This window comes from Xenorhabdus griffiniae (genome assembly GCF_037265215.1).
GTDB classification, from domain to species: Bacteria; Pseudomonadota; Gammaproteobacteria; order Enterobacterales; family Enterobacteriaceae; genus Xenorhabdus; species Xenorhabdus griffiniae.
In genome coordinates this window covers 854,198-876,936 of record NZ_CP147737.1, presented here as the reverse complement: position 1 = coordinate 876,936, position 22,739 = coordinate 854,198, and the positions used below count along the sequence as shown (strand labels likewise).

Annotated in this window: 18 protein-coding genes and 2 pseudogenes; 13 read left to right on the top strand and 7 right to left on the bottom strand. The window is 51.1% G+C overall.

Features of this window, described 5'->3' with window-relative positions:
* Positions 1-4 precede the first annotated feature (4 nt).
* The 3 genes from cyoA to WDV75_RS03855 form a co-directional block, all read right to left on the bottom strand.
* Positions 5-970 carry a cytochrome o ubiquinol oxidase subunit II gene (cyoA, locus tag WDV75_RS03865; protein ID WP_273559092.1) on the bottom strand — a complete coding sequence of 322 codons (966 nt, stop codon included), beginning with the start codon at positions 968-970 and terminating at the stop codon, positions 5-7.
* Positions 971-1,320: 350 nt separating this feature from the next.
* Positions 1,321-2,088 (bottom strand): outer membrane protein OmpK, encoded by a 768-nt coding sequence (locus tag WDV75_RS03860; RefSeq protein ID WP_074022864.1) that lies wholly within the window; start codon positions 2,086-2,088, stop codon positions 1,321-1,323.
* A 198-nt stretch (positions 2,089-2,286) separates the two neighbouring features.
* The gene (locus WDV75_RS03855) at positions 2,287-2,460 is read right to left on the bottom strand and encodes a transposase (RefSeq protein WP_273559089.1); all 174 of its coding nucleotides are present in this window, start codon (positions 2,458-2,460) and stop codon (positions 2,287-2,289) included.
* 829 nt (positions 2,461-3,289) lie between these two features.
* Here WDV75_RS03855 and WDV75_RS03850 point away from each other — a divergent pair.
* From WDV75_RS03850 to WDV75_RS03830, 5 genes are read left to right on the top strand one after another with little or no spacing between them, the layout of a single operon-like run.
* Complete coding sequence (locus WDV75_RS03850; protein ID WP_338861190.1) at positions 3,290-5,458, top strand: type VI secretion system tip protein VgrG; 2,169 nt, start codon at positions 3,290-3,292, stop codon at positions 5,456-5,458.
* 14 nt (positions 5,459-5,472) lie between these two features.
* Complete coding sequence (locus WDV75_RS03845; protein ID WP_273572271.1) at positions 5,473-6,690, top strand: DUF2169 family type VI secretion system accessory protein; 1,218 nt, start codon at positions 5,473-5,475, stop codon at positions 6,688-6,690.
* Positions 6,683-7,039, top strand: a complete 357-nt coding sequence (locus WDV75_RS03840; protein WP_273572273.1) for a DUF4150 domain-containing protein — start codon at positions 6,683-6,685, stop codon at positions 7,037-7,039. The genes WDV75_RS03845 and WDV75_RS03840 overlap by 8 nt, the downstream gene beginning before the upstream one ends.
* Positions 7,040-7,050: 11 nt before the next feature.
* Positions 7,051-11,868 (top strand): RHS repeat-associated core domain-containing protein, encoded by a 4,818-nt coding sequence (locus WDV75_RS03835; protein ID WP_338860710.1) that lies wholly within the window; start codon positions 7,051-7,053, stop codon positions 11,866-11,868.
* Between the two features lie 15 nt (positions 11,869-11,883).
* A complete protein-coding gene (locus WDV75_RS03830; protein ID WP_047686580.1) occupies positions 11,884-12,495 on the top strand; it encodes a hypothetical protein in 612 nt (203 codons plus the stop codon).
* Between the two features lie 98 nt (positions 12,496-12,593).
* Here the strand turns inward: WDV75_RS03830 and WDV75_RS03825 are convergent, their stop codons facing one another.
* Positions 12,594-12,914: a SymE family type I addiction module toxin gene (locus tag WDV75_RS03825; RefSeq protein WP_273572149.1), complete on the bottom strand. Its 321-nt coding sequence runs from the start codon at positions 12,912-12,914 to the stop codon at positions 12,594-12,596.
* 77 nt (positions 12,915-12,991) lie between these two features.
* The gene (locus WDV75_RS03820; RefSeq protein ID WP_047686454.1) at positions 12,992-13,324 is read right to left on the bottom strand and encodes an RstR family transcriptional repressor; all 333 of its coding nucleotides are present in this window, start codon (positions 13,322-13,324) and stop codon (positions 12,992-12,994) included.
* A gap of 136 nt (positions 13,325-13,460) precedes the next feature.
* Here WDV75_RS03820 and WDV75_RS03815 point away from each other — a divergent pair, with 136 nt between their 5' ends.
* From WDV75_RS03815 to WDV75_RS03805, 3 genes are all read left to right on the top strand, one after another.
* A complete protein-coding gene (locus WDV75_RS03815) occupies positions 13,461-16,175 on the top strand; it encodes a CHC2 zinc finger domain-containing protein (protein WP_273572152.1) in 2,715 nt (904 codons plus the stop codon).
* A gap of 218 nt (positions 16,176-16,393) precedes the next feature.
* Positions 16,394-17,440 carry a site-specific tyrosine recombinase XerC gene (xerC, locus tag WDV75_RS03810; protein WP_273572154.1) on the top strand — a complete coding sequence of 349 codons (1,047 nt, stop codon included), beginning with the start codon at positions 16,394-16,396 and terminating at the stop codon, positions 17,438-17,440.
* A 29-nt stretch (positions 17,441-17,469) separates the two neighbouring features.
* Positions 17,470-17,661 carry a hypothetical protein gene (locus WDV75_RS03805; protein WP_273572156.1) on the top strand — a complete coding sequence of 64 codons (192 nt, stop codon included), beginning with the start codon at positions 17,470-17,472 and terminating at the stop codon, positions 17,659-17,661.
* A 6-nt stretch (positions 17,662-17,667) separates the two neighbouring features.
* On the opposite strand, the gene WDV75_RS03800 is transcribed toward WDV75_RS03805, so the two are convergent.
* The gene (locus tag WDV75_RS03800) at positions 17,668-17,838 is read right to left on the bottom strand and encodes a hypothetical protein (RefSeq protein WP_273572158.1); all 171 of its coding nucleotides are present in this window, start codon (positions 17,836-17,838) and stop codon (positions 17,668-17,670) included.
* 34 nt (positions 17,839-17,872) lie between these two features.
* Between WDV75_RS03800 and WDV75_RS03795 the strand changes: the two genes are divergently transcribed.
* The 5 genes and pseudogenes from WDV75_RS03795 to WDV75_RS03775 all read left to right on the top strand — a co-directional run bounded on the left by WDV75_RS03795 (position 17,873) and on the right by WDV75_RS03775 (position 21,032).
* A complete protein-coding gene (locus WDV75_RS03795) occupies positions 17,873-18,202 on the top strand; it encodes a hypothetical protein (RefSeq protein ID WP_338859976.1) in 330 nt (109 codons plus the stop codon).
* Between the two features lie 174 nt (positions 18,203-18,376).
* A pseudogene (locus WDV75_RS03790) lies at positions 18,377-18,883 on the top strand (hypothetical protein); the annotation flags it as partial.
* 6 nt (positions 18,884-18,889) lie between these two features.
* Positions 18,890-19,144: a hypothetical protein gene (locus WDV75_RS03785; RefSeq protein WP_338860525.1), complete on the top strand. Its 255-nt coding sequence runs from the start codon at positions 18,890-18,892 to the stop codon at positions 19,142-19,144.
* A 347-nt stretch (positions 19,145-19,491) separates the two neighbouring features.
* Positions 19,492-20,525: pseudogene (locus WDV75_RS03780) on the top strand (IS110 family transposase).
* Positions 20,526-20,816: 291 nt separating this feature from the next.
* The gene (locus tag WDV75_RS03775; RefSeq protein WP_273558696.1) at positions 20,817-21,032 is read left to right on the top strand and encodes a transposase; all 216 of its coding nucleotides are present in this window, start codon (positions 20,817-20,819) and stop codon (positions 21,030-21,032) included.
* A gap of 174 nt (positions 21,033-21,206) precedes the next feature.
* Here WDV75_RS03775 and ampG read toward each other — a convergent pair whose 3' ends face one another.
* A complete protein-coding gene (gene ampG, locus WDV75_RS03770; RefSeq protein WP_273558698.1) occupies positions 21,207-22,736 on the bottom strand; it encodes a muropeptide MFS transporter AmpG in 1,530 nt (509 codons plus the stop codon).
* Positions 22,737-22,739: the final 3 nt, after the last annotated feature.

Sequence of the window (22,739 nt, the reverse complement as noted above, 5' to 3'; positions counted from 1 at the left end):
GCCTTTATTCCTCAACACCTGAATGAGCCGACTGACTCATATTCATATTATGACCCGCAGCTTCACCATGTTCTGTTTTGCCGTGAGCAGCCATACCATGCATACCACCATGGCCCATGTCACCCATGAATTTGGCGATAGTCTCTTGGAACAGTTTTGGTTTCACACTTGAGAAGTATTCAACGGGATTGTTTTGGCTAGGTTTAGCCAACTCATTGAATGCTTGTACGGTATCCAGGGTTTTCGGTGAAGCTTTCACTTTCTGCACCCACTCTTCAAAACCTGCACGATCATCCGTCGCGGTTGCAGTGAATTTCATGCCTGAGAAGCCATGACCACTGTAACTTGCTGAGAACCCATCGTATTTGCCTGCTGAGTTAGCAATCAGGTGCAATTTTGTCTGCATACCCGCCATTGCATAAATCTGACCACCCAACTGTGGGATGAAGAAAGAGTTCATCACAGAGTCTGAGGTGATTTTGAAGTTAATTGGAACATCTTTCGGGAATACGATTTCGTTTACAGTTGCGATACCCTGTTCCGGATAGATGAACAGCCATTTCCAGTCAAGGGAAATAACTTCAATCGTCACCGGTTTTACATCACTGTCCAATGGCTTATAGGGATCGAGTGCATGTGTTGTTTTCCATGTAATCGTCGCCAAAGTGATGATAATCAGGATAGGCACAGTCCAAACGACAAGCTCAATTTTATTTGAGTGTGCCCAGTTTGGACGATAAGTTGCAGATTTATTGGCTTCCCGGTAACGTAAGGCAAAAATGACTGCCATTACAATAGCCGGTATAACAACGATCAGCATCAAACCAAACGCTGTCAGTATCAGCGTTTTTTGTTCGACGCCGATCGCCCCTTTGGGATTCATCAATACCATATCACAACCACTTAGCATTAAGGTGGCTGCGAGTAATGACGATAACCCAATAGTTTTTTTGTATTTCATAAGTCTCATTGAGCGACCCCAGATAACAAAAGCTTTATTGTCGTTTCATCAGTGCGGGCATTCTACGGTAAGGTTACCGGAGTGTAAACAATTGTAATAGAAGCAGGTTGGCTTGTGGGCTTTTTATGTTAGAGGGATCACATGTGATTCTAAATTTAACAAAACGTTAATTTAGGTTAGTTATTTTAACTAAAAAATCAAAATAGACAATTAATTTCAGATAACCATTTATTTTACAAGAAAAATTTTTGATAAAAATCAAAGAAAAAACCCCAAAATAGGCTTTTTTATTGATGAGATAACTATTATTTATTGGTTTCAGTGAGTAGCATCAGGCTACTCACCGATTAAATTAATTATTAGAAGTTATATTTTACACTGTAAACAATACCATCCTGCAAGAAATCTTCTCCCAGTTTGTTATCCGCATAGCGGTACTGAACCCCAGTGGTAAAAGAAGGATGTGGAGTCCACCATAATGCAATCGCGCCATTAATGCCTTCACGTCCGCCGTTACCGTAGCGTTCATTGCGGTTCAATTCAATTTCATTCCAGTTTGTGACGCTGAATTTTTGTTCCCAAAGGTTGAAATCGTATCCTGCAACCCAGCCTACGACATAACCGTTATTGCCTGAATAGAAAGTTTGGTCAACATAATGCAGTGCGACAAAAGGCTTGAACCACAGGCCAGCAATATTAGCATTATAGCCTAATCCATAAAGTGTATTAACTTCATGGAAGTTTCCACCGTTTGCTTTGCCTGGTAATGAATAGGTTCCATAAACATGACCATAAAGGTTGAAACCTGTATCACCCAGATAGAAACGGCCAGTTGTTTTGAAAGTATAACGTTGGTTGTCACCCGGTTGGGCTGTTTTACTGTTAAAAGGATTCTCTAAATCAGCGAAACCATAGAGTTCGCCCCAGCTAAATCCTGCTCCACCTTCCAATTCTAAATAAGCAAAATCATCCTTGTGTGAGGTTTGTCCGGTTTTATGAGTAGTATGTTTGCTCCAGTCAAGGTAGTTCATGCTGACATTGCCAAACCCCCACTGGTATTCCGCACTAGCTGAAGCAGAAACTAAGGCTGCGGCAACTGCGGTAAGTGTCAAAATACGTCTTTTCATAAATTCCCTTTATATGGCTTTAAGATGGTTAACGATATTCCGAATAGTTCGAAATAATATGTGGCAAATAATAATATTTATTAGTTCAAATATAAATAATTTCATTTTGAAAAAATGTTTTTTAGCACACAAAATTGCAGGTTTTTACTCTTCTTGTGAAGTTTGTCACTATAGCAAAATCAACATAACCTGTTCTGCTCAAGAAAAATCGGGCCTTTTTACGAAGGCCATTTCATATTCTATAGGGGGGGAAATCATCACTGTCGAGTATGCTCCAGCCGCCAGCGGGACGGTATGATCCTGTTCAACAACCAGATTGACTGCTTCTCTTTTAAAGCTAACGGTAAATTTTGGAGGCGCTTTTCGTTTCATAAAGACACTTTAATTAAAGTCATTTTATTCTTTTATTAAAGTGCCTGAATTTATTAAAGCACAACAGAAACCGGCCCTTTCACATTCGGGATTGGGTTGCACTTCGCTGTTGAATTAGCCAAAAAATTTGGTTTTCTCCAAGATAACCTTTTTGTGAATAAGTTCACAAAATAGAAATGATCATGGGTGTTATAAAGATCAAAACCATTTTTTTATTTGTAATTCATTCTGTTATAAAAACACCCTCAATTTTGGCACAAAATCACTCAGTATGATGCACTCACTAGAGTGAATCTGACGAAAATTTATTTTCCAACGGCAATGTTTTTAACTTTTTACACTGTGATTGGACAACGCGCCTTTTTTCCTCCACTTGATTTTATTTGGTTTTTAATTGTCCACTCCTTATTATTTTCGGCAGATTTTTTTATCACGAATGGAACAATTTATTCTGGCTTAACCGGACATTTTTGCCTTATTCAAAACAGGAAGCCCTCTATTTTCAGTTTATTGTCAGATGGGAAAAATAGGTGCGCTGAATAAGCGTGCCTTGCCTGCCGAATATGACGATGTCCCTGTTAAGCCCATTGCCATTTTATATTCCATCGGCATGACTTCAGGGAGACAGACAGTGTCAGAGAAAGAAAAAAAGCCCCTAACAATATTGCAGGAAGGAAAAACGCGGTTAGAACAGGGACAGGAAGCAATAACCAAACAGGCTAAAACGCTGTTAGCGGATACGAGCGGTAACGCCAGCGATCTCCTCCGTTCCGTAACAGGAATAACTGGCAAAGTTGGATTATCGGATGGGGCGAGCAAAGCTGCCGCTATGCGCGATTCTGTGAGTGGAATTGCCAGCAAGGTCGGATTGACGGGCGGAGCGGGCAAAGCACTTGGCGGTCTCAGTACCGGCAGCCTGATCAGTGGTGGGGGTTTTGCCGGCGGGGCCAGCAAAGCACTCGGTGGTCTCAGTACCGGCAGCCTGACCAGCGGCGGCGGTTTTGCCGGTGGGGCCAGCAAGGCACTTGGCGCGCCGGGGTTGGCCGCTAAAGCTGCCGCGGGTAATCTGGGGGCAGGCAAGATCCTGCAACAACTGGGCCAGAAACTGGGGCTGGGTGGTGACGGGCCCGCGCCCAGCGGCCTGCTGTTTACCCTGACCGCGGGCACCTTGCCGGCACAGACCTTTGTTGTCACCGACTTCAGCCTGACCGAACACTTTTCACACCCCTTTACCCTGGAAGTGGGGCTGGCCAGTGCTGACGCTGCCATTGATTTTCCACTGGTGCTGGATCGCACGGCAACACTCACTATTCTGCACAATGGTATTGAACAACGCAGCATCACCGGCATCGTCACCCGCTTTGAGCAGGGCAACACCGGCTTACACCAGACCACCTACCGGATGAGCATCCGTCCCGACCTGTGGCGCACGACCCTGCGGCAGAACTCGCGCATTTTCCAGCAACTCAATATTGCCGGCATTATTACCAAAATCCTCAAGGAGCACAGCATCCGCGACGTGGTATTCAACCTGCGTCACCCACACCCAGAGCGCGAATTCTGCGTGCAATATCAGGAAAGTGACTTCAATTTCCTGCAACGGCTGACCGCAGAAGAAGGTATTTTCTACTTCTTCGAATGCAGCAATGGGCGTAATACGCTGGTGTTCGCCGATGACTGCGGCTCGGTACAGCCGGGTGTACGCTTGCCTTATCAACCCGGTGAAAGCAGTACGCTGGGGGAACCGGCGGTCAGCAGCCTGACCCATAGTGCACAGGTGCGCCCGGCTCAGGTGCAGCTTAAGGACTACACCTTCAAGAATCCCGCCTGGCCGGCAGAATTTCACCAAAAAATACGGGACGAAAACCTGCAACAGCTGTACTACGAACACTACGACTATCCGGGCCGCTTCAAAGACGAGGCGCACGGCAAGGCATTCACCCGCTACCGACTGGAGGCACTGCGCAGCGACGCCGTGACCGGAGAAGGTCGTGGCAATGCGATTGCCCTGCAACCAGGTAAATTGTTCATTCTCGATAACCATCCCCGGGAAGACCTGAACCAGTCATGGCAAACCATCTCCACCCGCCACAGCGGCAGCCAGCCGCAGGCACTGGAAACCGTCAGTTCAGGCTCTGGCACCACGCTAAACAGCCATTTCTACTTCATCCGCCAGAACCAGAACTGGCGTCCGGCACCGTTACCCAAACCGGTGATTGATGGCCCGCAAATTGCCAAAGTAGTCGGCCCGGCTGGGGAAGAAATCTTCTGTGACCAGTACGGGCGCGTGCGCCTGCAATTCCCGTGGGATCGTTACGGCAAGAGCGATGACCAAAGCTCCTGCTGGATACGGGTCAGCCAGCCGTGGGCCGGTCAGGGCTGGGGCATGCTCGCCATTCCGCGTATCGGGCAGGAAGTGGTGGTGGATTTTCTGCACGGCGATCCGGATCAGCCCATCATCACCGGCCGCACCTACCATGCCAGCAACCTCCCGCCGGGCGCACTGCCGGGCAGCAAAACCCAGATGGCTTTCCGCTCCAAAACCCACAAAGGCGAGGGTTACAATGAGCTGCTGTTTGAGGATGCGAAAGGCAGTGAACGGCTGGCGCTGCACGCCCAGAAGGACATGTACACCAAGGTACTCAACAACCGCGATACTCATGTGCTCGCCAACCACAGCGAAACCGTGGAGAAAAACCAGGCCATTAAGGTCAATGAGAATAAAGAGGAAACCGTTACCCTTAACAGCGCAGAAATCGTGGGCGAGGTACGCAAACTCACCACTGGCAAGGATTACATTATCACGGTCGGGACGCACAAAAAGGTCGACGTCGGCAATACCCTGGCCATCACGGCTGGGGAGGTGATTGAGCTGCGTTGCGGTGCGAGTGTCCTGCGCATGGACAGTACCGGCAAAATCACGATACAGGGCAGTGAGTTCAAATTTGACGCCAGCGGCGCAGTACAAATCACCGGTAAAGATATCGATCTGAACTAAAAGGACACCCTGAGATGGAATTTCGTAACCTGACCCCGTTTGCGGTCATGAATTATTCGATGCTCGATGTGGAGGATGCTGAGCACCATGTGGTAGTAATGAAGACCGGCTACCAGTGGCAGCACACCGATCACGGGCACTATATTGTCGAGCTGCTGCCGTCTCCGCCCCTGTGCCTGCAAGATGAGTATTTCGGCAGCCTGAACCGCTCGTCCGTGAAACAAGAAAGTGATCTAGCCCCGTTCAAGCCACATTGTGACATTATCCTCACTGGCACCGCCTATGCGCCGAACGGTATCCCGTGCCCGGAATGGCCGGTCAGCCTGCGCCTGACGGATGCGCAAGGCCATGTGCTGCTCGACAAAACCCTGCTGGTGTGCGGCGAACGGGAATTTATCCGCCGGGATAACGGCGAGTGGCAACTGACCGCGCCCGCACCTTGCGACCATCTGCCGCTCGACTACCGCTACGCCTTTGGCGGGGAATGCAAAATTTCGGCTGATGAGACCGCTGCTCAGCACCTGCACGAAGCCGAACGGCTGACACCGGAGCAACGCCGCCAGCACCCGGACGGGGAGGCTAATGCCCCGCTGGCTCACGCTGTCTGTGAGCAAAATCCACTCGGGCGGGGCTTTATCACCCCGTGGTATGCCCGGGCTCACGCCATCACCCGCTGGCCGGCACCGCGCCTCACCCAGCCAAACACTCCGTTCACAGCGGCACACTTTGCCGCCTTGCTTGCGGGCACTCTGCCGGCTGACGCGCCCTCTGTGCAGCCACAAGGCATGGGCTTTATCGGGCGGCCGTGGCTGCCCCGCCGCACCCTGGCGGGCACTTACGATGATGAATGGCTGGCACATCGCCATCCTTACCTGCCGAACGATTTTGATTTCGGCTACTGGAACGGGGCACCGGCGGATCAGCAGATTGACTGGCCCGCTCCCGGCCTGACGATCCACCTGAGCGGCATACTGCCACAACACGTGACCCTGCCATTACCCGCGCACCGCCCTTTCCTGCTGCTGCGGATGCACAACGGCGTGTTACTGCCCGTGCCGATGCGCCTCGATACCCTGCTGATTGACAGCGATACGATGACCGTCCACCTGACCCACCGGCTGCACTTTGGCACTGACCTGCCGGTGCGGGTAGCGGAAGCCCGCTTTGAAATGAACCCGGAGGCGCCGTTACTGAAACTAGCGCCACGGGAAGAGGAAAAATTTGATGGCTGATAACTACATGGCCCGTACTGCGGGCACCTGGATGATTGTCGGCATGCTGCCGGATGTGTGCAAAACCCCGATGGGGGCTTCTACGCCGCCTATCCCCTACCCGGTCGTAGCGAAACTGGCCGACAGCGCAGCCCCGGAGAAAACCGTGCGCGCCAATGGCAACCCCGTGGTGGTGTTTGCCCACAGTTTTGTTCCCACCACCCTGGGTGACCAGCCCGGCGTGGCCAATGGCGTCAAAAGCGGCACCGTGGGCGGTAAGTGTCACCCGAAGGTACACACCCAGACCGTGCGCGCCGGCAACAAACTGATACTGCGCCACGGGGATGAATTTTGGATGAACGGGGCATAAGGAAAAAAACGATGGAAGAAAAATCTTCAACGCTGGTTGTGACCCCCACGGTTTATGAAGGCAAGGAATTTTGTGAGGAATTTCATATTCGGACCCGGGCTGAGGCGGAAACCGCACTGGGACGGATCGATACGCTCTATCCACAAAGCCGCCGATATTATGGCGCTTACGGAGACGATCCGGAATTAGATCAATACTACAATCACGAAGACGCCAAATTCGAAGCGCAGTATTTTAAAAAAGCCGCCCAGGATGCCGTTGACAAATTCAAAAGCGGCGAGTTTCCATTGAAAGCGTGGGAAGAAAAGGAAAAAACAAAAGAACCTGACTATCCTCAGCCCAATTCCCCCTTACCGGCCAGAGTCCGCGATGACAGCCCGACCGGAGAGGGAAATACGCTGGGCAAAATTGTCGGTCAGTCCAGCCCGACAAAAGGGTCAGCGGCAGAAGCCAACCCCATTCCAACAGCAGAAACCTCCGCGGAAAAAGACCGGTGGACTGAGCTTGAGGAGCTGTATGAAAAAGGCAAAGAAGCCGCCAGTAAACAGTGGCACGAAACGAAAGCCGATGCCAAAAAATGGTTTAATGACGCGGGCGATAAGCTAAGTGCAGCCGTAGATCAGCCCGGGGAAGGGTTAAAGGGGGCAGGGAAAGAGTTATGGAATACCGTCCCTGAGCTGGCCGAAGGCATGGGTAAGGCTGTCACTGAGGGGTATGCTAAAATGACCGCCGCCAGTGGTCGTGTTTTGAAGGCGGCCGGGATGGAAACCTTAGGCAATATGCATCTTAAGGTGTCTGAATGGTCTGCCGCGGTAGCAGATAAAATCAATTTGGATGCGGTGAAAATGACCATGAGCAACCCAGCGCAGGAAGGCGGTGGGTTGTTTTTTACCATCGGCAGTATGGCGACCGGAATCCTCGGTTTGGCAAAAGGGGCAACCAAGCAAGCGGTCAAACAAGAAATAAAAGGGTCGGCTAAAGCGGAGGCCAAAATAACCAAAAGGGATAAACCTGAACCGGGGGGCCGCGTCAGCGGCAGAACGAAGGAAGAAGCGGATACCCATCAGAAACCCGAAAACCACGCCCCGGATCAGGCCAAAAATACGTCCAGCGACAAACAAGGCAATAACCCGGAAAAAACCACGGGGGGCGGTGATCCGGTCGATATGGCCACCGGTGACTTCCTACAGGTCTGGCCGGTCATAGCAATCCCCGGCCTGTTGCCCCTCACCCTGACCCGGACCTATCGTTCTACCGCCTATCCTCGTGGATTGTTCGGCCCCAAATGGGCCGATGACTGGTCGCGTCAACTGGAGATGAGTGACGGCAGGGTACTTTACACGGATGCCGCCGGTGTGGTTTACGACTACCCCACACCGGATAACACCGTCTCGTCCCGAAATAAGCACCTGCCCCACTGCCTGCTGACCGGTGAACGGGACGGCGCGTTGAGTCTGACGGACAGCCGAACCCAGCTCACCCATCATTTCAACGCCATGACGGGCAATATCCGCCGTTTGTCTGCCATTACCGACCGCCGCCAAAACACCATTTATTTCCATTACGACAAACAGGATCGATTAACGGCAGTCGTGCGTAATGACGGTATCCGGCTGATACTGGACTATCAGGACGGGCAACTGCAAGCGATTGACCTGATTGATGGTGACTACCAACAGCGCTGGGTCACCTGCGGCTATGATGCACACGGCTATCTGGCAGAGTGCAATGCCTTCCAGCACAACCACCTGTGGCATGAATACAACGCACAGGGCTGGATGACCCGCTGGCACGACACCGACCAGACCGACCTGTCGGTGACCTACGATGAGCGTGGACGCGTGCTCAGCACCGCCTCGCCCAGTGGTTACTGGTGTGACCGTTTTCGCTATGACGAGGGCACCCGCACCACCACCTATCTGGATGCGGAAGGCGGCGAAAGCCGGTTCATCTATAACCCGGACGGGCAGGTTATCCGGGAGATTGACCCGCTGGGGCGCGTCACCCGCCGCCAGTGGCAAAACAGCCAGAAAATATGGGAAGAAGATCCCGCCGGCCATGTCACTACCTTTGCCTACAATCCCGACGGTGCCCTGACCGAAATGGTTCTGCCTACCGGTGACATTTTTGCCTATGGCTATGACGAACACGGGCAGCTTATTGAAAGTGTCCTGCCAACGGGTGAACGCTGGCGCTATCACTATGATGAGCAGGGTAACCTTACCGAACTGACCAACCCACTGGGGCACAAGGAGGCGTACCACTACGGCACCCACGGTGAACTATGCCGGCGCCTCCTCCCCGATGGCCGCGAGTGGCACTATACCTACGACAGGCAACTACGCCTGGCCAACATCATGACCCCGGATGGTGAAAATACCGGGCTGGAGCTGGATACACTGGGGCGGCTGCGCGGCGTCACCGATGCCCTCAAACAGCAGACCCGCTACCGCTACAGCGACGACCACGCCGGGCTTAATGGCAGCCTGACCGACATCACCCTGCCCGATGGCACCACGCAGCAACTGGAATATGACAGTGAACGACGCGTGGTGGCCGTCACTGACGGCGAAGGCCGTACCACACGTTATCAATACGGTGCGTTTGATTTGCTAACACAGGTGACCCGTCCCGATGGCACCACGCTGCGTTTTGGCTATGATCGCCTGACCCGCCTGCAATCGGTCACGGCGTCCACCGGCGAAACTTACCGTTATGAGCGGGATGCGGCCGGCCAGATTATCCGCGAAACCGATTTTACCGGCCGCACCCTGGAATATCAGTACGATAAACTGGGACGTCGCACCCAGGTGCAATACCCCGATGGACAACAACTCCGCTGGTACTATTCCGCGGCGGGGTTGCTGGTCAGACAGGAAAGCGGGCAGCCAGAAGAAAACCAGTGGGTACTGAAGGACACCACCACGTACGAATACAACAAACGGCATCAATTGGTGAAAGCCGCCAATGCCGATGCCGTGGTGGAATATGAGTACGACAAGACCACGGGCTTGCCGATTTGTGAGCGTATCAATGGGCGGGAAATCACCCGCGAATGGGACAGCCTGACGGGGAGGCCGGTCAGTGAAAGCCTGGAGGGGCACACCCTGCACTTTGGCTATCACCCGTTATCAGGCGCACTGAATCATTTTCAGTTTAACCAACATGCCCCGCTGACACTCCGGCATGATGCACTGGGACGGGAAACGGTGCGCGAAAGTGCCCGCGGGTTTATTCTCGCCAGCCGTTATACCGCAACGGGTTTACTGGCCCATCAGTCAGCCGGGCGGGACAGCGCCTTTTTCCAAGAGGCGCTGTCACAAAACGATCCGCATTTTCCTCCCCAGGCGACCGCCGTCAACCGGAGCTGGCAATACGATCGGGCGCATAATGTCCGGGTTATTGACGACAATTGGGGGCAAACCCGCTACCGTTATAATACCAACGACCAGATAGTACACACGCTGTTCGAGGGGTTACGCCCCCATGAAGAGCAATTCAGTTACGATGCCAACGGCAACCTGCGCCAACATTTGCCTGTTGATGCACAGGGCGCGATGACACAGTTCACGCAGCGCCAGCAGGCTGGCCGGGTGGTACAACGGGGGGATTCGCATTATCACTATGATGATAACGGCAGACTTATCGAAAAAATCGAACAGTATGACGGCTTCCGCCCCCAGGTCTGGCGTTACCGCTGGGATACCCAAAACCAGCTCACCCATTTGGAAACCCCGGATGGCTCGCGCTGGCAGTATTGCTACGACCCGTTTGGTAGGCGAATTCGCAAAATCAAAGAACGCGATGGAAAACTGACCGCCGCTAATTTGCAACTGTGGCTGGCGGGCAAGCCGGATTTGCCGGATAATCCCAAGGCGCTGGGCGGTTATGATTACCTGTGGAGCGGTGACCAGCTGATTGAGGAAGTGCCGTTTCAGCGTGACGGCACCCGGGTGGAAGAGAAGCGCGTGCGCTGGCTGTATGAGCCGGGCAGCCTGACGCCAGCGGCCCGTTTTGAGCGCGGCAAACTGCATTATTCTATCAGTGACCACCAAGGCACCGTACGGGAACTGCTGGATGAACAAGGAGAGATGGTCTGGGGCCAGCACCTGACCACCTGGGGCCACGCGGAAAAACGCGGCGGCGTCCCGTCCCATCACACGGATTACCACGTTCAGTGTCACTTCCGGTTTTTAGGCCAATATTTTGATGAGGAATCCGGGCTTTGCTATAATCGCTTTAGGTATTACAGTCACGAAACGGGGCAATATATTAGTCCTGACCCGATCGGGCTGCTGGGCGGGTTTAATCCGTATTCGTATGTCCATAACCCCACCGGATGGGTAGACCCCTTTGGATTAACAAATTGTCCATCTTCATTCATAAATGATGATGTTGTTAATCATTCTAGTAAAGGAGACTGGAAGGAAGCCAGTTCTATGCCACCGAGGGATAGAAAAACATTCCCAAACGGAAGGTTAAGTGGTGGGGGACATGGACAATCAGCTATTCGGGAGTTAGAAGCAAGAGGTATCCCTTACAATATAGAGCATACTTATCCTAATGGGGTACGGGTAGGAAATATACCTAACCATGCATCTAAAGCGAAACGCAAAGGAACAGGCCAATCATGGTTCCCAGAAAATTGGAGTGATGCAGATATTAAACATGCAGGGAAAGTAATTTGGGATTCTCCAAGTAGTGTAAAAGTAGACATGCCTTCTGGCGGAACTATGATTTCAGGAACACATAATGGAGTCTTTATCCGAGTTGTCCGTGACCCTAAAGGGGGCGGCTCTATTTTCCCAGATAATTCAATTCAACCTTAACGCATGATGGATTATATGAATATAGAACATAGCATTCGTGAAATTAAAAGAAAGTGTGATGAAATACTCTCTTTTAATATGTGGTTTAATTTTCATGACGGATTTTTTTGGTCAATTATTGAATTAATTGATAATGATTTTCTTATAGATATCTATAGTTCTATTGAAGATAAATATCTTGAAATTTTGTGCCATGAACCAGTAATTATTTCTTTGGTAGAATCAACTCAGAGCAAGGAACTGATTGATTTAATTAAAAACATAAGAGATTACAAATCTGGTTTAATTGATGATATTCTTATTCATGATATCGAATCAGCTTTATTTGTTAATTATGATGAGCCAGAAAACCATTTGAGTGCCCAAGAATTTAAAGATACTTACATGACCCTTAAAAAACTAACTAAAGAGGCTTTGAATACAGAGCAAGATAATGAAAGTATAAAAAACACCTTAGACTCAATCATTGATTTTTCAGAAAAAAACAGACATGAATATTTATCTTACGTCCGTGTGTATTGGCTAAGTCTTTATTTTTATAAGTCAAACTATAAACTTAAAAACCAAGATGAAATAGAATATTATAAGAGAAATTTATCTGAACTATTTCCATGTGGTAGCTTTTAAATTAATAATAACTGAAATATGATTCACGTTATTAAGCCGGAAAGATCAGCGTGATCTTCCGGCTTTCTTCTTTTTTAAGAGCCGCTCATTCCCTGCCCTTAGTTGCTGTTGTAGTCGCCAATCAGTTCCCGCATCCGCAGCTTAATCTCACTGAGCTGGGCTTGCTGGCGCTGGTACTGTTGCTTCATTGTGTGGGTGTCGTCGCTGTCAGGAATGAGCACTAAACAGCCATCCATAATCTTGACGGTGAGTGTGCCACCAATATCAAATCCGGCCTGCTTAAGCCACTGCCCTTTAAGATGAATTGCGGGCGGGGCATTGGCCTTGTCATTTTGCGGCACGTATCCCACGGTGTAATAACGTTCGGTTTTTGCCGCTTTATTTACGGCACGGTTTTGCCTAGAATGCGCCTTAGCCATCATTCAACTCCTTGTTAGTTGGTTGTGGTCAGCGGCGTTGGTGTGTTGCAACCACATCAGCGCCGCGTTAAGTCAGATTATCCAATCAATAGCCTAGCCTGATGCTTGAGAATCAGGGCATCCAGCACTGAAATCACCGAACGTTGTTCTTCCTCATCCATCTGTTTAACCGCCTCAAACTTCAGCTTCAGTTCGTCCTGCGGTTCACGTTCTTCTTCCTCAAATATCAGCCAGTCCGCCGACACATTAAAAGTGACAGCAATCCGCTTGAGAATGTCCAAAGAGGGCTGTGCTTCACCAGACTCGTAGCGGCGAACTTGGGTCAGGTGTATGCCTACACGCTCAGCCATCTGGGGCTGGGTCAGGCTATGCTGCTTGCGCAGTTGCAGAAAGCGGGTAGAAAAACTCATCCAGTCTGTTCCTTTGTCAATATTGATGAGTTCCATTATCGCCCCCTGTTCTAAATAGACTTGACTAAATAATCTTTATAGAGCATATAATAATATCTATAGAGAGCATTGACAAGGTTTTAAAAGGAACATTTTTATGGCTCGCATCCCCGACGCAGAATTACAGCACCTGAAAGCCGCCGTCTCTTTAGTGGCCGTTATCGAGCAACAAGGCCGGCAGCTCTTTAAGCGCGGCAAAGACATGGTTGTGCTGTGCCCGTTCCATGAAGAGAAAACGCCCTCGATGGTCATCACACCGTCAAAAAATCTCTATCACTGTTTTGGTTGCAGTGCGGGCGGCTCGGTGCTGGACTGGGTGATGAAAACCGAAGGGTTAAGCCTGCGCCATGCCGTGGAACGCCTGCGCGCGGTGTTAGGAGTCAATCCCTCGGTAGAGCCGTTGGTGCAACCTGCGGAGCTGGTCAGTGATGCTATCGGGCAACAGGGGCTGTTATGGCGGGTGATTGGGTTCTATCACCATACGTTGCTGAATGCGCCGGAAGCACAGGCGTATCTGGCGAAGCGGCGGCTCAATCATCCTGAATTAGTCACGCAGTTTAAGCTGGGTTTTGCCAACCGGACGCTCGCTTACCGTCTGCCCGGCAGTAAATACACCAAAGACGGGGCTGATGTCCGCCAACGCTTACAGGCCGCTGGCGTGATGCGAAAATCAGGGCATGAGCATTTTGTTGGTTCACTGGTTGTGCCGGTGATCAGTCCTGAGGGGCAGATACAGGAAGTGTACGGGCGTAAAATCACGGATCGTCTGCGACCGGGCACACCGTTGCATCTGTATCTGCCGGGGGCGCATGGTGGCGTCTGGAATGAAACCGCGCTGGGTACGTCCAAGACGTTGATCCTGTGTGAATCGCTGATTGATGCGATGTCGTTCTGGGTAACGGGGCAACGCAATGTGACTGCCGCCTATGGCGTAAATGGCGTCACAGCGGATCACTGGCGGGCGTTCGAACACTACGGCATTAAGCAGGTACTGATCGCGTTCGACAATGACAGTGCAGGCAATGAAGCGGCGGTCAAACTGGCGTCAGCATTGGTTGCCAAAGGGATCACACCGCTGCGCGTGGTGTTCCCGCCGGGCAGGGATGCGAACGGTTATCTGTGTCAGATGGCAGAACCCGAATCCGCCTTTGCCCTGCTGCTTGAGAGTGCCGTACCGATGCAGGAAGCTGCCGATCTCGTTATCGTTGAACGCCAGACAGTTGAACCCGCCGTTGACCCCGAACCAACAGTCATCTTAGCCGCTGAACCTGTGCCCCGCGTGACGCCGAATGTGGTGTGTGAATCCGGCGACAACGGCGAGCTGCTGATCTCGGTCGGCACATTACAATGGTGTCTGCGCGGCATGGGCACAGTCAAAGCCGGCGCTGCCGTGATGAAACTCAATGCGCAGGTGCTGGACAGGCAAAGCGGCGTGTTGTTCGCGGATGGCGTTGATCTGATCAGTGCCCGTTCCCGCCACAGTTATGCGCGTCTGGCTGCGGCTGAGCTGGGGCTGGGCGAAGCGGATCTGCGGCGTTCGCTGGGGCAGGTGTTACTGGCGATCGAACAGTGGCAGCAACAACCCGCGGACACCGGCCCCAACGTACCGGAGATGGGGATCGCGGAACGGGAAGCAGCACTGGCGTTACTGCAAGATCCGTACTTGACGGCGCGTATTACCGCTGACTTAGCCGCCTGCGGCGTAGTCGGCGAATCCACTAACTTACTGGCGGGCTTTTTGGCGGCCGTGAGCCGAAAGTTACCCAAACCGTTAGCCGTCCTGATCCAGAGCAGCAGTGCCGCCGGAAAATCCTCATTAATGGATGCCGTACTGAACCTGATCCCGGAAGAAGAACGCATCCAGTACAGCGCCATGACCGGCCAGAGCCTGTTTTATCTCGGTGAAACCAACCTGCAGCACAAAATATTAGCCATCGCGGAAGAAGAAGGCGTGCGGCAGGCGGCTTATGCGCTCAAGCTGTTGCAGTCAGACGGCGAGTTAACAATGGCGAGTACGGGCAAGGATGAAGCCACGGGCAACCTCGTGACCAAAAGCTACACCGTCAAAGGCCCGGTGATGCTGATGCTCACCACGACTGCCATTGATGTGGATGAAGAGCTGCTCAACCGCTGTCTGGTGCTGACGGTGAATGAATCCCGCGAACAGACCGAAGCGATCCACGCGGTGCAGCGCCAGAAACAAACCCTCGAAGGCTTGCTGGCCGAGAACGAGCGCGATTATCTGACCCAGCTTCACCAGAACGCCCAGCGGCTGCTGAAACCGCTGAATGTGGTCAATCCCTATGCTCACCAACTGACGTTCCTGTCAGATAAAACCCGCACCCGCCGTGACCATATGAAATACCTGACGTTAATCCAGAGCATTGCCCTGCTGCACCAGCACCAGCGGGAGATCAAGAGCACTGAGCATCGCGGCAAGCGGCTTGAATATATCGAAGTGAGCAAAGACGATATCAAACTGGCGAACCAGCTTGCCCATGAAATCTTAGGCCGGACGCTGGACGAAATGCCGCCGCAGACGCGCAGGCTGTTACTGTTAATCCAGCAGATGGCGCACGGCATGGCAGCAGAACAACAATGCGCACTGAATAGGGTGCGTTTTACCCGACGGGATATCCGGGCTTACACGAACTGGAGCGACAGCCAGCTTAAGCTGCATTGCCAGCGCCTGAGCGACATGGAATACCTGCTTGTTCACGGTGGCAGTCGCGGGCACCTGCTGCAATACGAACTGCTGTGGGACGGTGACGGCGACAGCGCCCACTTAAGCGGCCTGATCGTCCCGGTATGATCCCCGCAAGTCTGGGTAGCACGGAGGCAAGTCTTCCCCAAGTCTACCCCAAGTCGGGGTCAAGTCTGGGTAGCCAAAACTACCCTAAAGCCACAGCCAGAGTGGGTTAACCGAGCGCAAGTCTGACAAAACGAAAAATCACTGTTCCGGCAACACAATAAAAACTTCCCGTCATACCGTACTGCCGGATAGCACCCACGACAAAAAGGACAATCCGCATGATAACTTCACACGACAACACCCTGATCACACTGCGCCAACAGCTTGAAGCGTGGTTCGACACGCTGCTGGCACAAGGCCGGGCTGACCGCACGCGGGAAACATACCGTAGCTACCTGCTACCCTTTATCGACTGGTGCGAACAGCGCACGGTGCGTTACCCCGCACAGGTCACACTGGTGTTACTGGAAAGCTGGCAGCGGTATCTGCGGGCTTACCGTAAAGCCGATGGCCAGCCTTACGGCAATAACGGTCAGCGGGAACGGCTGATCGCCCTGCGGCTGTGGTTCCGCTATTTGCTGCAACGCCATCACATCCTCTATAACCCAGCCGAGCAGATGGTGTTGCCGAAAGAAGAAAAGCGGCTGCCGGCGCAGATCCTGAGTGAACGGGAAACCACGCAGGTGTTGGACAGCCTTGATGATCAGAGTGTGTTGGGACTTCGCAACCGGGTGATGCTGGAAATCCTCTGGAGCAGCGGCATCCGGCGCATGGAGTTACGCCAGCTCCGGCAGGGGGACATCGACTTCGAACGCGGTGCGGTCGTCGTGAATCAGGGCAAAGGGAATAAAGACCGGGTTGTGCCTGTCGGTGAGCGGGCGCTGGGCTGGCTGAAACGCTATCTGGTCAACGTCAGGCCACAACTGGCCGCGCACTATGACAGCGGTTATCTGTTTATCTCGCAAAAGGGCAGGCCGCTGAGTCTGGGACACCTGACGCAGATCGCAGGCAAGGCCATCCGGCAGCAGGCGCAGTTAGACAAACCGGGCGCCTGCCATCTGTTCCGGCACTCAATGGCGACGCAGATGCTGGATAACGGCGCGGATATCCGCCATATCCAGGCAATGCTGGGACATGAGAAACTTAACACGACAGAAATTTATACACGCGTGGCGATCGGTCACTTGAAGAAAGTGCATAAACAAACCCATCCGGCAGAGCGTGACACACCGACACCACAGGAAAGCAGTGCAGGTTGTGCCAGCGACGAGCCGGATGCCGAACCGACACCCCAACGCACCGGGCAGTCTGACAGTCCCCGTTGAGTTCGCTGGGAACGGTGCAGGGGCAGACCGTGGCCGGACTGCCCGTCAGCATCGGTGCTCGCGGGGGTACGTGGGCCATGGTCGGCCTGAGCAGCCGTGTCCCCGTTCAGTCAGTGCAGGCCGCCCAAAGCCCACTCAACATAATGTGGGGGAATTATGCGAAACTCGCCGTTGCGCTGAGTCGTTCCCAAAAACCGGGCAAAGCGGCTCGCATCGCATAATTTACATTATGTCTGGCGCCCCCGCTGTTCGGCATCGCGGGGTGTGGCGCACAAGGCTTCGCCTTCTGCTGTCAGCATCGGCGCACCCTCTTGGCAAACACCGCGCCGAATCGGAACACTGCGCCAACGTCCAACCAAGCAGGTACCTTCTTTAGCTGCCTTGCTATCCTCTGGCAAACACCCCTGTAGGCAAGTCGGCCTGCGGCCTCCGTTGGTTTACCTCCCCCGCCCCAACCCACGCTGCATTGGCTGCGCCCGGCTCGCAGTCGCTGCGCTCCTCGCTCGTTACCGTGCTCGCCATCTCCGCCCCGTGCAGCCCCCAGAGGGGGCTTCCCTTGAGCAAAGCATCATCGGTAAAACCGAGCCAGATCCTGCGCATCAGTGCTTGATAGCGTCGCAATGCGCCGCTGGCGGGTTCTGTGCCACCCGCACCCGCAGAACGAGCGCCCGCCGCCCAAACGAGTTGGGCGACGTTCGCCCGTTGCCGAAAGTGAAAAGCCTCACAAAATCAGGTTATTCAATCCATCACAAGCCAAAATGATCGCTATACTGCACAACGGCTTGCGGCGGTGGCATAGCAAAACAGGCCAAAAGTGCACTTCGGCATTTTAGGTTCGCGGGAATGGGCTAAACAGGTAAAAACGGTTCTTTAATAAGCTGATAGATAAGAAAAAAATCGCTTAAAAAAGTATAACCGCACCGGAACCTGCCCTAAGATCCGATTGGGTTGGCGGGCGGGTTGAATCCCTACTCTTACGTTCATAATCCGACGGGGTATGTTGATCCGTATGGGCTGGCCGGTAGGCAGGGGAATAAAGGGGATGCAGGAATTAAGGAGACGGGTGCTCGGAGAGTACTGGATCCTGATAGTGTAACTGGCTGGGAAAAAGCCGAGAAATACTATGATAAAATCAGGGCTGACCCTTCTGATATTTCGGCTATTGCGAGAAATACAGGTTGGAAAGAATCTCAGATCGCCAGAATAAAAAACCATGTATTTTTCAAAGAACACCAATTAGACAGAGGAATTGGTCGATTTGACGCTGACCCAGGTATGGTCAATGCATGGTCACGTTTGACGAAAGGCGATCATATACCATCAGATATCAATTTGTTGAAGCATGAGTATTTTGAATCTAAGTTTGAAGGTATTTTCCGAACAAACTATAGGACAGCACACGATAAAACCGAATCTACGGGCAGAATTTGGATAGATGAGTAGAATAATATGGCATTTCACATATTGATGTTTAAAAAGGAAGAAAGCGAAATTAGTTCCCAGTATCTCTATATGTCTACAACATCAAGGCATTCAGAAATGGAACATGGTCTTTTCGAAATAAATAAGGGAAATGGCGAAATTACATTACTTAGACTTGCTAGTTATGATGAGCAAAAACATTTTTTTCAAAGAGCATCATTTAAGATATTCAAACATTGGCAAAATGGAGAGCTTCCAGAAAAAGCTGAGTGGGCATCGTAACAATTCTTTAATGTAATGACTAAAGAAGTCGGAAAGATCCCCGTGATCTTCCGGCTTTTTCCTTTTAAGAGTTGCTCATTCCCTGCCCTTAGTTGCTGTGTAAGCGTCCGGTGATCTCACCTTGTTCCTTCCATCCGGCTCCTGCACGCTACGGCTTCTGATTTTTCATTTGGAGACCCCATCATGCGCCGTAACCGATACACCCCCGAACAAAAACAGCAACATGTGACCCAATGGCGCCACAGTGGCCTGACCCGAAAACTGTAGTGATGTGATGGACGTCCCCTTTTTCAGCAGCAAATAGTGCCATCTTTTTTCCGATGCACTGAATTTCGGGAGAACATCTCATGAATGCGATTAAAGTCATTGGCATTGACCTCGCCAAAAACGTTTTTCAAGTCTGTGTCTGGATGGAGGACGGTTCTGTCGCCTCGAACCGAAAAATTTCACGGCAAAAATTGCTTGATACTGTGCGCACTTTTTCGCCAGGAACCCTCATTGCTATGGAGGCCTGTGCAACTTCTCACTATTGGGGCAGAACCCTTCAGGCGATGGAATTTATCATCAGGCTTGTGCCGACCCAGCATGTTAACGCTTTCAGCCATCATCAAAAAATGATGCCAATGATGCACTGGCTATCTGCGAAACGGCCTGCCGACCCGGTATCCATTTTGTTCCGGTCAAGACGGTGGAACAGCAAGATATCAAGGCACTGCGCAGTGCCCGGCAACTCATGGTGGAACAACGTACCGCACTCGCCAACCAGATTCGGGCTTTCCTCGCTGAGGAGGGGGTGAGCGTTCCTGCTGGTATTCAGAAACTGCAACAGTACCTGCCTGAGATTCTAGAAGAGGAGAGCCATGAGCTGTCCTCTGTACTACGACGTTTGCTTCATACTTTGGGGGAAGACCTACGGAATCTGAACATTCGCATTCATGAAATGGATAATGAAATAGCGGCACTTTCTCGTCAGCAAAGTGGTTATCACCATCTGCTCACGATCCCCGGCGTCGGTCCTCTTATTACAGCCGCCTTCGTGAGTGAAGTCAGTGCGCCCCAATTTGCCAATGGCCGGCAACTTTCTGCCTGGTGTGGCCTGGTTCCCCGACAACACAGTTCAGGTGGAAAAAACCGGCTGTCTTCCCTGAGCAAAAATGGAAACCGTCATCTCCGAACGTTAATTATCCACGGTGCTCGTGCCGTGATGCGCTGTGTCCAAAATCGTGATGATTGTCTGGGAGAATGGTTGAGAAAACTGATTGCCCGATGCGGGGTTATGAAAGCCACGATCGCTTTAGCCAACAAACTGACCCGGATTATCTGGCGTGTTCTGCGGGATGAAGTGGATTTTAATATGCAAAAAGCTTTTACTATTAATTAATTGAGCAACAAAAATAGACGCATTATCGAGTTTGCAAACACTGATGAGAAAACGGCTACCGTCCCTGTAATAGCCTGTTCTTATACAAGGTAGTGATATACCGATGTAGTGAGAAGGAAGCAGGGTGCGGATGACATCATGGCGCGGATAATTTTTCCATTATGACGCCGGATATATGGTCGCAAACCGTATAACTTAGTGCTTGCACAACTGGGGCGTCCATATATGGTATAAGGACTCGGACACCTCAAAAGCCTGCTAATATTATTAACATGACAATGAGGTGTGACAATGGAAGTGAAACTCACCAAACGCCACTATTCCGCTGAATTTAAGCTGGAAGCGGTTCAGCAGGTTGTTCTCCATCAGCAGCGGGTTGTTAACGTTGCCCGTTCACTGGGGATTGATGCCAGCACTCTGGGAAAACGGGTTCGCCAGTACAAGGCCGAAATGCAGGGAATTACGCCTGTTGGCAAGGCATTGACCCCCGAACAATGCCAGATATAGGTATTAGAAAAACAGGTGAAACGTCTGGAAATGGAAGAAGAAATCCTAAAGCACAACATTCAGAGCGGCTATGCAATATTTAAATAAAATTAATTTGTGATTTACATATTAATTAAAATAGCCGGAAAGATCCCCGTGATCTTCCGGCTTTCTTTTTTAGAGCTGCTCAGTAAACTAAGCAAGCCTACTTTTCTTTAACGCCAAATAATCTAATATTCCACCTAAAAGAAAGCCCAGGGTTCCAATGATGACACTCCAGGATAACAGTGGAGATATCCATTCACTACCTTCATGTAGATATAGCATGTATTCTGGCGATATCGTGTATACCAGAGAGACTAAATGAATGATGATAAACAGTACGCTACTGATAATTAACCAAACTATAAATATCAAGGCGGCCAATATCATGATAGTAAAGGCGAATTTATAAGCGTTTTTGAATCGTGTTCGGGGCAAAAAGCCATCATTTTTCTCGGTATAAGCCAGTGTCTTACGGCAGATAAACAACAATATAAGCCCCGGCAAACCGATAATAACAGAAAATAGATAAAACATTGGCCAGCCATAAGCTTCTGCAAACCATCCTGCTACTGGGCCAACATAAACTCGGCCAACGGCTGATAATGCAGAAAGCAATGCGAACTGTGTTGCTGAAAATGATTTATTACATAAGGTCATTAGAAGAGCAACAAAAGCCGCTGTTCCCATGCCACCACAGATATTTTCCAGAAAAATCGCCGTCCCCATTAGATAGATATCTTTAGGGGTAATGGCAAGTATCCAATAACCGAAGTTTGAAACAGTTTGAAGAATGCCAAAGATCATCAGGGCACGGAACAAGCTCAGCCGATGCATCAAATAACCGCCGTACAATGCGCCAACAATGGTTGCAGCAAGTCCGAGGGTTTTGTTGAGCATACCGACTTCGGCTGGACTGAAACCGACACCACGAATAAGGAAAGGTGTGCTGAGTGAGAGTGCAAAAGCATCTGCCAGTTTGTACAGTACAATCAGTAGCAGGATAAGCCAGGCATTATTGCGGCCGAAAAAATCAAGTAATGGTTCGAATACCGCCTGATGTAATGTTTTTGGTGGTGCGGTATTGATTTCTGGTTCTTTGGCTGTAAGCGTGGCATAAACCCCGATAAGCATCAAGCCAGCCATAACCCAATACATATTTTGCCAGCCAATATAGGTGGCGAGTAACAATGCCAATCCACCAGAAACCAGCATAGCTAACCGATAACCCAGTACGGAAATGGCCGCACCGGAGCCTCGTTCTTCCTGTGGTAACAAATCGGTTTTATAGGCATCAAAAATAATATCTTGGGAAGCTGAGAAAAATGCAACAGCAACAGCCAATGCAGCAAGCCACCATAAATGCTGGGAAGGTTGCAGGAACCCCATTGCGGCAATACTGGCGATCAATAAGAGTTGAGTAGTAAGCATCCACCCCCGGCGGCGTCCTAAAAAGGAGGGGGTATATCGATCCATTGTGGGTGCCCAGAGAAACTTAAAAACATAGGCTTGACCAACCAAAGTGAAAAAACCGATAGTTCGGATATCGACGTTTTCGACAGTCATCCATGCTTGTAACGTTCCAGCCGTGAGCGCAAGAGGCAGACCTGAGGCAAAGCCTAGTAATAGAAGGGTTCGATAGTTGCGTAATGCAGATAGGTTTAAATAACGGTGGTTAGTCATGGG

What these genes read in the sequence shown, in the direction of transcription:
- cyoA (WP_273559092.1), bottom strand. Translation starts at nt 970, where the DNA reads ATGAGACTTATGAAATACAAAAAAACTATTGGGTTATCGTCATTACTC.
- WDV75_RS03860 (WP_074022864.1), bottom strand. Translation starts at nt 2,088, where the DNA reads ATGAAAAGACGTATTTTGACACTTACCGCAGTTGCCGCAGCCTTAGTT.
- WDV75_RS03855 (WP_273559089.1), bottom strand. Translation starts at nt 2,460, where the DNA reads ATGAAACGAAAAGCGCCTCCAAAATTTACCGTTAGCTTTAAAAGAGAA.
- WDV75_RS03850 (WP_338861190.1), top strand. Translation starts at nt 3,290, where the DNA reads ATGCGCGATTCTGTGAGTGGAATTGCCAGCAAGGTCGGATTGACGGGC.
- WDV75_RS03845 (WP_273572271.1), top strand. Translation starts at nt 5,473, where the DNA reads ATGGAATTTCGTAACCTGACCCCGTTTGCGGTCATGAATTATTCGATG.
- WDV75_RS03840 (WP_273572273.1), top strand. Translation starts at nt 6,683, where the DNA reads ATGGCTGATAACTACATGGCCCGTACTGCGGGCACCTGGATGATTGTC.
- WDV75_RS03835 (WP_338860710.1), top strand. Translation starts at nt 7,051, where the DNA reads ATGGAAGAAAAATCTTCAACGCTGGTTGTGACCCCCACGGTTTATGAA.
- WDV75_RS03830 (WP_047686580.1), top strand. Translation starts at nt 11,884, where the DNA reads ATGAATATAGAACATAGCATTCGTGAAATTAAAAGAAAGTGTGATGAA.
- WDV75_RS03825 (WP_273572149.1), bottom strand. Translation starts at nt 12,914, where the DNA reads ATGGCTAAGGCGCATTCTAGGCAAAACCGTGCCGTAAATAAAGCGGCA.
- WDV75_RS03820 (WP_047686454.1), bottom strand. Translation starts at nt 13,324, where the DNA reads ATGAGTTTTTCTACCCGCTTTCTGCAACTGCGCAAGCAGCATAGCCTG.
- WDV75_RS03815 (WP_273572152.1), top strand. Translation starts at nt 13,461, where the DNA reads ATGGCTCGCATCCCCGACGCAGAATTACAGCACCTGAAAGCCGCCGTC.
- xerC (WP_273572154.1), top strand. Translation starts at nt 16,394, where the DNA reads ATGATAACTTCACACGACAACACCCTGATCACACTGCGCCAACAGCTT.
- WDV75_RS03785 (WP_338860525.1), top strand. Translation starts at nt 18,890, where the DNA reads ATGGCATTTCACATATTGATGTTTAAAAAGGAAGAAAGCGAAATTAGT.
- WDV75_RS03775 (WP_273558696.1), top strand. Translation starts at nt 20,817, where the DNA reads ATGGAAGTGAAACTCACCAAACGCCACTATTCCGCTGAATTTAAGCTG.
- ampG (WP_273558698.1), bottom strand. Translation starts at nt 22,736, where the DNA reads ATGACTAACCACCGTTATTTAAACCTATCTGCATTACGCAACTATCGA.